Source organism: Brenneria nigrifluens DSM 30175 = ATCC 13028 (assembly GCF_005484965.1).
Lineage (GTDB): Bacteria > Pseudomonadota > Gammaproteobacteria > Enterobacterales > Enterobacteriaceae > Brenneria > Brenneria nigrifluens.
The window spans coordinates 1,344,718-1,357,610 of the sequence record NZ_CP034036.1 but is presented as its reverse complement, the minus strand read 5'-3'; the positions used below and the strand labels follow the sequence as shown (position 1 = coordinate 1,357,610).

Sequence of the window (12,893 nt, the reverse complement as noted above, 5' to 3'; positions counted from 1 at the left end):
CGTCAACTCCGTATCGCCATGGCCACCCGCAGACGGTCGGCCAGAATATTAAAAGAGATCGAGGTGATGAAAATCATCGCCCCAGGCAGCGCGGACACCCACGGCTGGGTATAAATCGCGGTACGCAGCGTATTGAGCATCAACCCCCACTCCGGTTCCGGCGGCGTTACCCCGAGGCCGAGAAAAGAGAGCCCCGACGCCAGAATCATCGATACCGAAATCAGCCCGGTGGTAAACACGAAGATCGGCCCCAGTACATTGCCCAGCACCTGAGTGCGGATAATGGTCAACGCCGACGCCCCGGACGCGCGGGCCGCCTCGATATAGTCGCGGTTACGCACCTGGGTCGTGACGCTCTCGGCGATACGCGCCACCTGCGGCACAAAAACCAGCGTCAGAGAGATCAAGGCGTTGACCACCCCGGCGCCCATCGCGCCGGAGAGGGCGATGGCCAGCAACACGGAAGGAAAGGCATAAAAAATATCGACGGTGCGCATGATCACCGTATTCAGCCATCCTCCGGCGTAACCGGCGATAATGCCGATGGTCGATCCGATAAAAAAGGCGATCACCACCGGGGTAATCCCCATAAACAGCGACAGCCGCGCGCCCAGCATCAAACGCGAAAGCATATCGCGCCCCAGTTCATCGGAGCCCAGCGGGAAACCGGGCGTGCCTATGGGTTTCAGACGTTTAAACATGGAGGTGGCATAGGGATCGCCGTGGACGATCCAGGGTCCCAGCAGCGCCATAACCAGCAGTAATGCAATCACCGCGCCGACAATCAGCGCCGAAGGATCGCGCATTACTCGTCCCAGCACCACCCGCCAGTATCCCGGCGACTTTTCCGTCGGCACCGACAGCGGCACCGAACGAGCCAGATTCAGATTCATGGTCAGGTCCTCTTGATGCGCGGATCAAACAGCGTTTGCAGTATATCGACCAGCAAATTGAGCAGCACAAAGAACAGCGCCAGCACCCAGATGGTGCCCTGCAACAGGGGTAAGTCGCGCTGGAAAATCGCCGAATTGAGCAGCAGGCCGGTACCCGGCCAGGCAAAGACGGTTTCAACCAGGATCGAGCCGCCCATCAGATAGCCAATTTGCAGCCCCATCACCGCCAGCGCCGTGGGGGCGGCGTTTTTCGCCACGTGGGTAAACAGCGCGAACTCGCCGATCCCCTTGGCGCGCAGCCCGACGATAAACTCCTGCGCCAGGGTTTCCGCCACCTGTACGCGCACGGTGCGCGCGATAATCCCGGTGGGAATGACCGAAAGGGTGATGGCGGGCAGCAACATAAATTTCAAATGATCCCAATCCCAGGCCCAGTCCATCGCCCCCATCGGGCCGCCGCCCGTTGCCGGCAGCCAGTTGAGCTGGGAAGAAAAAATAATCACCAGCAGCATGCCCAGCCAGTAATGCGGCACGCTGACCCCAAAGATGGAAAAGGCGGAGGCAAGGCGGTCGATCCAGCTATCCTGGAAATATCCCGCCACAAAGCCGCACAGGCTGCCCAGGACAAATCCGATAAACGAGGCGAGCAGCGCCAGACGCAGCGAATAGCTCACCGCGTTCATCACCTCGCTGCTTACCGGACGGCCGCTGGCGATGGAGGTGCCCAGATCGCCCTGCACCGCATGCCACAGCCACAGACCGAACTGCACCGGCAACGGCTTATCGAAGCCATAATCCCGGATCAGCTGCTGGCGCAGCGCTTCGGAGGCGTCCGGCGGCATGACGGAAACCAGGGGGTCGCCCGGGGTCATATGCACCAGCATAAAACAGACCAGCGCCACGCCAAGCAGAATAGGCGTCGCCAACAGCAGGCGACGAATAATATAAGTAAGCATGAAAACCCTCGCAGCTCAGAGAGAGAAATGGCCGTCTACGCCGCCGATCAGTTCTTCTTCGCCACCGAGGTAAGGTCGATCATCCAGCTCTGGGCCTGCACCACGCCGCTGACCGCGGGCGATATCGCCCGGGGCGCCATATCGTGGGCGACGTACAAAAAGGGCGTTTCATCGACCATTTCCTGATGCAGTTCGGCGGCGGCGGCGTCCAGCGCTTTCGGCTCAAAGGTGTTGCGCGCTTTCTCGATCAGCGCCTCGATTTTCGGGGTGGTGAAATAGCCCCAGTTGGTTGAGACCGGCGGGAAGGTTTTTTCACTGGCGAAACGCATCATACCGAAGAAGGGATCCATCACCGCGGCGCTGACGTTAATCGCATCGGCCCCCTGCGCCGCCGGATCTTTGGCCCCCAGACGCCAACTGCTGAACAGGGTATTCCACTCCGTCACCACGATATTGACGTCGAAATAGCAGTTCTTAAGGCTCTGCTGAATATATTCATTCATCGGAAGCGGCTGCATTTGACCGGAACCCGAAGCGGATGTGAGCACCTTCACTTTCACCGGCTTGCCGGCGCTGAAGCCGGCATCGCTCATCAGCTTGCGGGCGGCGTCCTCGTCATAGCGGATTTTGAAGCTGGGGTTGCCATACCAGGGCGAACCTGGCTCATAGGTGCCGGAGGCTTCCTGCATATAGCCGCCAAGGTAGGACTTAAGTTCGCTGCGGTTCAGGCACAGGTTCGCCGCCTGCCGCACGCGCTTGTCCAGCCAGGGGGATCCCGGCGCAAAAGAGAGCTGCCACGGCCAGATATGCGGCTGCGAATTGGCGTAAATTTTAAAACCCCGGCTCTCAATCTGCGCCATCGCGTCCGGCGCGGGGGCCTCGATCCAGTCAACCTGCCCGGACAGCAACGCGGCAGTGCGCGCATTGGCCTCAGGCAGCGGGATGAGCAGGACCTGATCCACCTGCGGGATGCGTTTGGGGTCCCAGTAGGCGGGGTTTTTATCCAGCGTAAGCTGTTGCCTGGGCACCAGCTTATTCATTTTGAACGGGCCGGTGCCGACGGCATGAAAGGCGAAAGCCGCCCAGGCCTGTTTGGCCCGCTCGGCGGCATCGGTCACCGCCGCCGGAACCGCGTCAAAGTCTTTTTGCCAGGCGGCGGGGGAAACGATAAACAGATTGGTAAGGTTGAACGGCAGAATGGAGTCCGGCTCGCTGGTGGTCAGCTCCACGGTCAGATCGTCAATCTTGCGCGCGGATCGCAGCGTCGGCATGCGGGACGCCGTATTACCGATCTGCGCCGGGGCGTATTGCGGCGCCTCCTTATTCAGTACCTTGTCGACGTTCCACACCACCGCATCGGCATTAAACGCGGTGCCATCGTGAAATTTAACCTCCGGCCGCAGTTTGAAAATCCACTTGGTATGGTCCTGGGGATCCACATGCCACTCCGTCGCCAACCCCGGAACCAGCTCGCTGGGCTTTTCGCCTTGCGACAAATCCCACAGCACCAGCGCGTCATACAGCGTAATCCCGGTAAAACGGTTACCTTCGTAGCCTTGATCCGGCTGCCCCAGCGTCAGAGGAATATCGGCGGCGGTCATGGCGATACTCAACGTGCCGGCGGAAGCGGAGAACGGAGCCCAGGCGCACGCCGCCAGCGCGGCGGCGGCGGTCAAACGGGCAAAACGAGGAGAATGGCGGTTTGTTTTATATGACATATCGGCGGTTCCCTATCGGTGGCAAAGTCGTTTGCAGTGACAGAGGCAATGAATGTACCAACTTTTATAGGGATGCTCCCTTTGACCAGGAGAATTGCCAATTTTATTTTTTTATCAAGGCGTTACTTTTGCATAAAAACCAATTAAAGTTTTACCCAAACGTTTGGGTAAAAGATAAAAACCGCATGTGCGATAAAATGGGGCAGGGTTCACCAAACTGGAGCACCCGCGATGCGAACAAATGACGGTGGCCTTTTGCGATATTTTTGTGCCGAAAATATCACCGTACCTTTACCATTAAGCCGTGCGATTATTTTTTTAACAAGGCCGTCCCATGAGCAAACGCCCCGCCACATTGCGCAGTATCGCCGAACAGCTGAATGTTCATGTTTCCACCGTTTCACGCGTGCTGAATGGCGATATGGCGCGCATTGCCAGCGCGGCATCCAAGGAAACCATCGAACGTATTCGTGAATTGGCCGCCACGCTTGGCTATCAGCCCAACCCGCACGCCATCAGCCTGAAAACCCGGCATAGCCGCGAGATCGCCGTGCTGGTGCCGCAGCTGTCCGATATCGTGCTGGCGAATATTTATGAAGGCATCGACGCCGCCGCCTGCGAACACGGCTACACCGCCTTTGTCGCCAATACCCTCGATCGCCCGCAACGCCAGCGCCAGTTGGCGGAAAAAGCGCTGGCAAGAAACGTCGAAGGTTTGATCATCAGCGATGCGCACTGTACGCCGGACACGGATTTTATCCTGGAACTGGAGCAAAGGCGCATCCCGCTGGTGCTGGTCAGCCGCCGTAAAGAGGGGTTGTGCTCCGTCACCTCGGACGACGGCGCGGGCGGGCGGATGGCCGCGCGGCATCTATTCGAGCAGGGACACACGCGGGTCGGCATTATCGCCGGGCAGGCCCACAGCAGCAACGCCCTTGAACGCGTAATCCATTTTCTGAACTATTATCGTGAGCAAGGCATCAGCATTCCCGCCGACAATATCATCCACGGACCGTTCGACGCGGCGACAGGCTTTACCATCGGGGAGACCTTGCTCGATCGCCCCGAGCGCCCGAGCGCCATTTTCGCGGTTAATGACTTTCTGGCGATCGGCCTGTTCGGCGCCATGCGCAACCGTGGGCTGATCCCGGGGCGGGATATCGCCGTTATCGGCTATAACGATACCCCTCTGGCCGCGCATTTACAGACGCCGCTGACCAGTATCAGCACCTGCATGTACCAGCAGGGGTATCTGGCGGTTGAAACCTTGCTTAAACGCATCGCGGGAGAGCCCGTCGAGTCCTACCGCTTTCCCGCGGTGATGACCGTTCGGGCGAGCAGCCAGTGCCGGCCGAGCTAGCGGCGGCGCCGTCCCGCCGCATCAAACCGGACGATACAGACAATTCCGGATAATAAATTAAATTGCCCCGTTCTCTTGACACTAAAGCATAGCCAATGCAAAACTGTACCGTACGGTTTTGTTTTGTCCATTTTACGCACTAAACGTCAGGTATCTTCGATACCACAGGAGATTGTATGAAAAGTGTTTTTCTGCTGGGCTGCATTGCTTCAGCATTTATGTTAACGGGCTGCGTGTCGCTGTTTTAATTAATTTGTCCGCTCACCTTCAGGTATTTTTGATGCCATCGGAGATTATATGAAAAACGTATTTTGGCTGGTCTGTATCTCATCAACCTTGATGTTGTCGGGGTGTCTTTCCATAGGCAGCCATCTTTAATCTTGTTGTCAACCATGGCGCGGGGTGGCGCCACAACCCCGCGCCAATGGTTTATTGCTGGTACGGCGTATATTTCACCGCGCAAATTCATATCGAAGCGGGAGTAACGTCTGCAATGGCCGCGCCGACAGGAATAATCAGCTTAACGCAAGCGCCATCCTAGCGATTGCGCAGCCAGCGGGAGTAGCGGTCGCCGATAAGCTGCACCACGGTCACCATGGCGATCAGGATGGCGATAACGATGACCATCACCTGACTGTCGAAGCGCTGATAGCCATAGCGGATCGCCAGATCCCCCAGCCCTCCGGCGCCCACCGCGCCGGCCATCGCCGACGAGCTGATAAGCGCCACCAGCGTAATGGTGAAACCGCCGACAATCCCCGGCAGCGCTTCCGGCAAATAGACATAACGCACGATATGCCATTTTTTACAGCCCATCGCCTGGGCCGCCTCGACGAGTCCGGGATCGACTTCACGCAGGTTAACCTCGACGATGCGCGCAAAAAACGGCGTGGCGCTGATAGCCAGCGGCACAATCGCCGCCCACACGCCGATGGTGGTGCCCGCCACCCAACGGGTAAACGGGATCAGCGCCACCAGCATGACGATAAACGGCGTGGCGCGGAAACCGTTGATCACCCCGCCCACCACGCGGTGGAAACGGGGAGAGGCAACCAAGCCGCCCGGCGAGGTCATAATCAGCATCACCGCCAGCGGAATACCGGCGACAAAGGCGATACTCCCCGATACGCCGACCATGGTCAGCGTATCGACCAACGCTTGCGTATAGCGTTCAGGCGGAATGGAAAGCGAAGGGAACATAACCAATCACCTCAATTTGATGCGCAATGGCCTGCGGCCCCTGCGTAAGGCTGGTGAAATCCGGCAGCGGCGCCGCGGCCGACGCCGCCAGCAGCAGACGTCCGTGCGCATGGCCCTGAATGCGATCCATCCCGCCATAAACCAGACGCACCGGCGTTTGCAGCGCCTGGGCGATGCGGGTGAAATCCGGCTCCAGTCCTCCTTCGCCGCTGTATGAGAGTTGCCAAATCCGATCGCCGTCGCCGTTCGACGCCGGCTGCGGCCGCAGACGGCGCAGCAAATCATCCGGTACGCCGTGCTGCAACGGCGCCAGCAGCGCTTTCGTCGCCTCGTGTTGCGGCGATCCGAAAACCCGCCAGACCTCGCCCAACTCGGCGATGCGCCCCTGCTCCAGCACCAGCACCCGTTCGGCTATTTCACGGATCACGCTCATCTCATGGGTGATCACTACGATGGTAATGCCCAGGCGCCGATTGATATCGCGCAGCAGCTGCAGAATAGACTGGGTGGTTTCCGGATCCAGCGCCGACGTGGCCTCGTCGCACAGCAACACGTCCGGCGCGGTGGCCAAGGCGCGCGCAATGCCTACCCGCTGCTTCTGCCCGCCCGAGAGGCGGCTCGGGTAGACGTTGCGTTTATCCTGCAGCCCCACCAGCGCCAGCAGTTCGGCCACGCGCCGCTCGATCTGTTCCTGCGGCACGTCGGCCACCCGCAACGGCAACGCCACGTTCTCCCACACCGTTCTGGCCGCCAGCAGGTTGAAATGCTGAAAAATCATGCCGACGCGGCGGCGCAGGTTCACCAGTTGGTTTTCATCAAGGGTACTGATATCGACGTCGTCGATAAGCACCCTGCCGACCGTCGGCCTCTCCAGACGGTTAATGGTGCGCAGCAGGCTGGACTTGCCCGCGCCGCTGCGACCGATAATGCCGAAAATGCACCCCGCCGGAATGGTCAGACTGATATCCGTCAATGCCTGTACCGGCTTATTCGGCGAAGGGTAAACCCGGGAAAGGCGCTCAAAGGTCACCGAAGAGCCGGATGCGCCGCGCGGCGCCGATACGTCGGAGGACGCCCCGGCGACAGACTGCGCGCCCGCCGCCGTTTTACCCCAATCCAGTATCGTTTTCATCACCACGCCCGCCAGACTCATGGCTTCGCGCCCTCCTTGAGCCAGGGCAGCGCATAGAGGTTGGGATCGTTATTGAAGCGTTTGGCGATGGTATCGCGCACCGCGGCGGAGTTCTGGTAAATGCTGATAAATTTCCGTAACAGCGGATCGTCGGCGCGATCGCTGCGGGCGGTGAAATTCATGGCGTAGTAGGTATCGCTGACGCCGGAATAGAGCAGCGCCTGACTGGCTTTCTCCGGGATCCCGGCGTTAAAGAAATAGGAAGGCCAGACGATGGAGAGATCGAGATCCTGCAGGGAACGGATCAGCTGCGGCCCTTCTATCTCGAAAAATTTCAGCTTATGCGGATTGTCCGTCACGTCATCCAGCGTGGCGTCCGTGGCCTCGCCGTTGCGTAGTTTGACAAGATTCGCTTTCTGCAACAGCAGCAGCGCGCGCCCCTGATTTACCGGGTCGTTGGGTACACCGACCTTCGCGCCCTGCGGCACCGCGTTCAGATCGGTTATTTTATTCGAATAGATACCGATATTTTGCAATAAACCAAAACCGATATTCTTTAATTTATATCCGCGTTCTTTGATGGCATTTTGCAGGAATGGCTCATGCTGGAAAAAATTCAGATCGATATCGCCGTTATTCAGCGCTTCATTAGGCAAAGTCCAATCGGTAAATTCCACCAGTTGCACATCGATCCCCTGCGCCTTCGCCTCATCGACCACGGCCAGAATGGCATCGGACGTCGCCCCGGCGGTGGAGCCGATTTTCACCACCTCCGCGGCCTGAACCGCTAGCGCCAAAGAGCACATCGCGCCGGCGAACAGTTTGCTCAACATCCTTACGTATCTATTTTTCATTATAATATTTCCTCTTTACGACTCAGCGTTTTACTGCGCCATGACTGCTGATAATATTCTGAACATCCCCGTTATGTCGGACGCGGAATTAGTTGCAGGTGGTTTTTCGGCGACCCGAAATTTATGGAGGAATATGTGGCGGCAACCTAATCATTACTCTCGGCAATCACGGCGTATTTATTGATTACCGACGGTAATTGATGGGTTCAGACCAGTCAAAACAAAAAAATGAAAAAGGATTGCCATTAATTGCATTTAATAAAAGCGCCGTTTATGGCGCGGATAATTGCCGTTCGAATAGTGGTCAATATTCCGCTATTCGGGCGAAGCCTGGCTTGCTCTCAACTTTCATTCTTTGGCGCATCGTCATAGCCAAACCGACCGATAAACGGCAAACGCAGCGCCGGGGAGGTGAGATCCACACCCACATTAATCCCCAACACATTGACCTCGATACCCTCCTCCGCGCCCAAGGTAAAACCCAGCACGCCCAGCAATGAAACCTGCACGCCCTTGCCGGAAGGGGGCAAGCCGATCGGACGCGTTAACGCACGGTAATCTTTGCCGATGGCGTTGGCCGGCATATCCAGCTTCAGCGCCGGCACTTCCCTGCCGATATGGGCGATAAAGGTATTGCTGTTCGGACCGGGCCAGGCGCGGTAGGTCTGGGGATAAGGATAACTTTTGATCGCCGCCTCAATCCGCGGGATCATCGCTTCGGCCGCCGCACCGCGATGATCCGCCAACAACGACGGGCGCGCGCCATACCAGTAGCCGTCGGGGATCGAGCGGTTAAGACGAATAACATTCTCATCGCCCCAGCGGGTGACCTCATAGCGGCTGTATTGGGTTTCGCCGGCTTTCTTGAAGATGATCCACGGATGCACCGCCACCCGCCCTCGCCAGCCGTAGGCGGGCGCCGCATAGATTTGCACTATCGCCGTTTGACGGAATTTCACCGCATCCGGCGCCATCCCCGCGGAGTCGCGCCTGGTTCCCCACCAACTCTGGCCGGTAAAGGTATCTCCGCGCTGCATGGCTTTGGCATAACTCTGCCAAAGTGGCAGCAGCAACACGCAGCAGACAATAACAACCGTCAACGCTTTGAGATAGCTCATCTATTCAGTCACCCCGATGAAAAGAATGAAAAAGGAACAGACCATTGACAAAGCCTGTTATTAGGGAGAGCGTGGCGAGGGGCCGTAGCGGCGTAAGCCGCCGGAGCGCCCCTCGGTACGGTAGGCCCGGGTATCTCCGGCTTACAGACGACTTTGTCAGCAACCTCAAAGGAAAGCTATTGGCGATCGCCATCCCATTACCGGATTGGCCGCGACAGCCTTATCCGATACCGCCACTGTATACGGTTTTTTTTCAATCTATCACAAGAAATGCAAAGGAATGGCGGCAGCGACAAGCTGCCGCCGGTATGGCGTGTCCTGTCCCGTCCTCTTTCAAGCCGCGGCTACGTTAACCTATCTTGAAACCTATTGGGGGGATAGGCGCCGATGGCGAAAGCCGTCACGGCCAGCGCCCAGACGCCCGGATGGGGGCGGCGCCGACTCATTCCTTGCCTCCCGACCGCCCTGCCGACCGCGCACGGGGATAGTCGGTATAGCCTTCGGCCCCGCCGCCGAAAAAGCGGCTGGCGTCGGGTTCATTCAACGGCAATCCCAGCCGCAAACGCGCCGGCAGATCCGGATTGGCGATAAACGGCCGCCCAAAGCCGATCAGGTCGGCCCAGCCGTTGCGCAGCGCCTGCTCGGCGCGCGTCGGCGTATACTTGCCGGCGTAGATCAGCGTACCGCGGTAGATCAGGCGCAGCGCCTCTTTAAACGCCGCGGGCATATCCGGCGCATCCTCCCAGTCCGCCTCGGCGATATGAATATAGGCCACGCCCAGATCGTCCAGTAGCCGGGCCGCGCCGAGATAGGTCGCCTGCGGGGTGTCATCCACGGCGCCCTGCAAGGTGGTCAACGGGGCGAGCCGCACCCCAAGACGCTGCGCGCCGGTAACGCTGGCCACCGCCTCCACCACCTCGCGCAGAAAACGCAGGCGGTTGGGCAGGCTGCCGCCGTACTCGTCGGTGCGCGCATTAGCCTGCGAGTCGATAAACTGATTGATCAGATAGCCGTTGGCGGCGTGCAGTTCGACGGCGTGTCGGGCAGCGCGCCGGCGAACGGCGTCAGCGTAGCGCCGATAACGCGCACGCCGCGGCGGTGCGCCTGAGCGATCAATTGACGATAGCCCGTCGTCAGCGCCGCCAGCGCCGGCACGGACAGGGCGACCGGATCGCTGATAAGCGTTGCGCCGGGGAGGATCGTCGCCGTTTCCCGCCCGCCGAACGTCAGGGTACGCAGGCTGTCGGCAACCAGCGCGCCGTCCTTCGCCGGCAGCGCCAGCGTCGCTTTCCCCAGCGTCACCGGCTGACGGCCATAGGCATTGGACAGCAGGATACGCACCCGCTCTCCGCCCAGACTGACGCGCGCTATCTGGCGTACGGTTTGATGATGCAGTTCGCTCGGCGCATTGAGAGGAAACAGGAAATCCGTACCCCACACCGGCTGAGGGCTGGCGCTCCACGACGCGACCCAAGACGGTTCATCGGCGGCGCGCACGGCGGCGGGGAATAGACCGGCGGCAAGCGCCACGCTCAGCATCAGGGAACCAGAGAATTGAGTGAGTTTTTTCATATCAGTGAATTCAGTAGCAATGTGTCACTACATGATGAACTCAACGACATGAATGAACTAGACTGGCATCAGGAAAAACAGTTGTGAATTGAAGTCATTAAGGAGGCCGTTATGGCGCGTCTGGAGGTCAACCGTTCCGGGGAACTGGAGGTGTTTGTACAGGCCGTCGAACTGGGCGGATTTTCCGCCGCCGCCCGGGCCTGCGGCATGACGCCCTCCGCCGTAAGCAAGCTGGTCGCGCGGCTTGAGCGGCGGCTGGGCACCCGGCTGCTGAACCGCTCCACGCGCCAGCTGCAACTTACGCCGGAAGGCTGCGCCTTTTACGAGCGCGGCGTGCGCATCCTGAACGATCTGAACGAAGCGGAACGCTGCGTCAGCGCCCACTCGACGCCGCGCGGGCGGCTGAGGGTCAATGCCAACGTCACCTTCGGCAACCATTTTCCGCTGCCGCTGGCCGCGGAATTTCTGACGCGTTATCCCGACGTGATGCTGGATATCGTCCTTACCGATGAAGTCATCGATATTCTGGAGCAGCGCACCGACGTGGCGGTGCGCGCCTTGCTGGACTTTCTGGTGGAACGGGTCAGGATCGACGGGCAGTGAGCGGGTCCGGCGATGGTTGCGGCGGCAGTTCGCGGACAAGCCGCTACCTGGCGTTAGCCATATCATCGCGACAGACAGCGCTAACGCCGCGACGACTTTCGCCTCCCTCTCAGCGCTTCACCGATGACGGAAAGCCGTGCCGCGCCGCACGCCACACCACCGCCAGCGTGGCCGTCAGCAAGACCAGAACGGCGGGCGAAAACGCGCCGACGCCCGCCTGGTCAAGCAATACGCCGCCGATAATACCGCCGCCGGCGATGGCCGCGTTCCAGGCGGTCACCAGCATGGACTGCGCGACATCCGCCGCTTCTCCCGCCGTTCTGGCCAGCGCCATCTGCAACAGCGTCGGCGCGCCGCCAAAAGCAAGCCCCCAGGCGGCGATGGCCGCATAAACCATGGCCGGCGCATTGCCGGACACGCCCAGCGCTAACGCCGCGAGGCCAAACAATAGCGTACTGGCAAGAGTCAGCGCGCGCAGGTGGCGGTCGATCAGCGCGCCGGTGATCCACAGACCAATCAGCGAGGCGATGCCGAAAACCAGCAGCGCCGCATCGGTCCGTTCGGACATCTCGAACCTCGCCAGAAAGGGGGCGATATAGGTATAGAGAATGTTGTGCGCCAGTACAAAGGACAGCACCACAAACAGCACCGGACGAATGCCGGCGATGACGAACACGCGCGCCACAGACTGTTGTTTCCCCATCGCCACGCCTGGGAAATCCGGCACCTTGATCCGCACCCATAACATCAGCAGCAACGCCAGCAGGCTCATAAGGCCGAAACAGGCGCGCCACCCCACCAGCGCGCCGAGAAAGGCGCCGGCGGGCACGCCCAGCGACAGCGCCAACGGCGTTCCCACCATGGCGATGGCGATGGCGCGCCCTTTCTGATGTTCAGGCACCATGCGTGCGGCGTACCCTGCCAGCAGCGCCCATAGCAGCCCCGCCGATACGCCCGCCAGAAATCGGGCGACCATCGTCAACGCATAGCTCGCGGAAATCGCGGTGATGGTGTTGGCGGCGACAAAACCGGCGATAGCAGTCAATAACAGCGCTCTGCGCCGCATACTCTGCGTGACGGCGGTCAACGGAATGGCCGCGACCAGGGAACCGATGGCATAACAGGTGACGGTTTGGCCGACCAATGCCTCGGAAACCGCAAGACTCCGGGACATTTGCGGCAACAGCCCCGCCGGAAGCGCCTCGGTCAGAATGGTGATAAAGGCCGCCATCGAGAGAGCGAGCAGCGCGGCCATCGGGAGTCGGTCGCCTGGCGGTAAAAGCGCATTCCTCGTCCCTTGTTTCTGCGCCGCGCTCATCGTCCCGCCCCCGGAGAAACAAAGGCGGCATCGGATAAACAAGCGGCGAAGCAGTCGGGCATACGCAGCGAAAATGTGGCGTCAGTCAAAACAGATCCCTTCTTTCATGGTGAATTTCTCCACTACCATAGAAAGTCTTTCATTAAAGAAAAAGTAGGGTACAGTTCCT

The 12,893-nt window shown here is 59.6% G+C and carries 11 protein-coding genes and 1 pseudogene; 2 read left to right on the top strand and 10 right to left on the bottom strand.

Annotation, left to right across the window (positions count from 1 at the left end; all coding sequences use genetic code 11):
* Positions 1-2: 2 nt before the first annotated feature.
* Genes EH206_RS06230 through EH206_RS06220 form a run of 3 tightly spaced genes read right to left on the bottom strand, consistent with a single transcriptional unit; the run spans position 3 to position 3,567 of the window.
* The gene (locus EH206_RS06230; protein ID WP_009111942.1) at positions 3-893 is read right to left on the bottom strand and encodes an ABC transporter permease; all 891 of its coding nucleotides are present in this window, start codon (positions 891-893) and stop codon (positions 3-5) included.
* Between the two features lie 2 nt (positions 894-895).
* Positions 896-1,849, bottom strand: coding sequence for an ABC transporter permease (locus EH206_RS06225; protein ID WP_009111941.1), 954 nt, complete (start codon positions 1,847-1,849; stop codon positions 896-898).
* 47 nt (positions 1,850-1,896) lie between these two features.
* Positions 1,897-3,567 carry an ABC transporter substrate-binding protein gene (locus EH206_RS06220; RefSeq protein WP_009111940.1) on the bottom strand — a complete coding sequence of 557 codons (1,671 nt, stop codon included), beginning with the start codon at positions 3,565-3,567 and terminating at the stop codon, positions 1,897-1,899.
* A gap of 334 nt (positions 3,568-3,901) precedes the next feature.
* Here EH206_RS06220 and EH206_RS06215 point away from each other — a divergent pair, with 334 nt between their 5' ends.
* Complete coding sequence (locus EH206_RS06215; RefSeq protein WP_009111939.1) at positions 3,902-4,927, top strand: LacI family DNA-binding transcriptional regulator; 1,026 nt, start codon at positions 3,902-3,904, stop codon at positions 4,925-4,927.
* A gap of 537 nt (positions 4,928-5,464) precedes the next feature.
* Here EH206_RS06215 and EH206_RS06210 read toward each other — a convergent pair.
* The 6 genes and pseudogenes from EH206_RS06210 to EH206_RS23330 all read right to left on the bottom strand — a co-directional run bounded on the left by EH206_RS06210 (position 5,465) and on the right by EH206_RS23330 (position 10,803).
* Positions 5,465-6,127: a methionine ABC transporter permease gene (locus tag EH206_RS06210; protein ID WP_009111938.1), complete on the bottom strand. Its 663-nt coding sequence runs from the start codon at positions 6,125-6,127 to the stop codon at positions 5,465-5,467.
* The gene (locus EH206_RS23500; RefSeq protein WP_009111937.1) at positions 6,099-7,280 is read right to left on the bottom strand and encodes a methionine ABC transporter ATP-binding protein; all 1,182 of its coding nucleotides are present in this window, start codon (positions 7,278-7,280) and stop codon (positions 6,099-6,101) included. The genes EH206_RS06210 and EH206_RS23500 overlap by 29 nt, the downstream gene beginning before the upstream one ends.
* Positions 7,277-8,113, bottom strand: coding sequence for a MetQ/NlpA family ABC transporter substrate-binding protein (locus EH206_RS06200; protein ID WP_009111936.1), 837 nt, complete (start codon positions 8,111-8,113; stop codon positions 7,277-7,279). Before EH206_RS06200 ends, EH206_RS23500 begins: the two co-directional genes overlap by 4 nt.
* A gap of 341 nt (positions 8,114-8,454) precedes the next feature.
* Positions 8,455-9,231 carry a DUF3750 domain-containing protein gene (locus tag EH206_RS06195; protein WP_009111935.1) on the bottom strand — a complete coding sequence of 259 codons (777 nt, stop codon included), beginning with the start codon at positions 9,229-9,231 and terminating at the stop codon, positions 8,455-8,457.
* 442 nt (positions 9,232-9,673) lie between these two features.
* A pseudogene (locus EH206_RS23335) lies at positions 9,674-10,267 on the bottom strand (oxidoreductase); the annotation flags it as partial.
* Positions 10,234-10,803, bottom strand: coding sequence for an SGNH/GDSL hydrolase family protein (locus EH206_RS23330; protein WP_168709109.1), 570 nt, complete (start codon positions 10,801-10,803; stop codon positions 10,234-10,236). The pseudogene EH206_RS23335 and the gene EH206_RS23330, both read right to left, overlap by 34 nt.
* 111 nt (positions 10,804-10,914) lie before the next feature.
* Here EH206_RS23330 and EH206_RS06180 point away from each other — a divergent pair, with 111 nt between their 5' ends.
* Positions 10,915-11,406 (top strand): LysR family transcriptional regulator, encoded by a 492-nt coding sequence (locus EH206_RS06180; protein WP_009111934.1) that lies wholly within the window; start codon positions 10,915-10,917, stop codon positions 11,404-11,406.
* A 109-nt stretch (positions 11,407-11,515) separates the two neighbouring features.
* On the opposite strand, the gene EH206_RS06175 is transcribed toward EH206_RS06180, so the two are convergent.
* Complete coding sequence (locus EH206_RS06175) at positions 11,516-12,724, bottom strand: MFS transporter (RefSeq protein WP_009111933.1); 1,209 nt, start codon at positions 12,722-12,724, stop codon at positions 11,516-11,518.
* Positions 12,725-12,893: the final 169 nt, after the last annotated feature.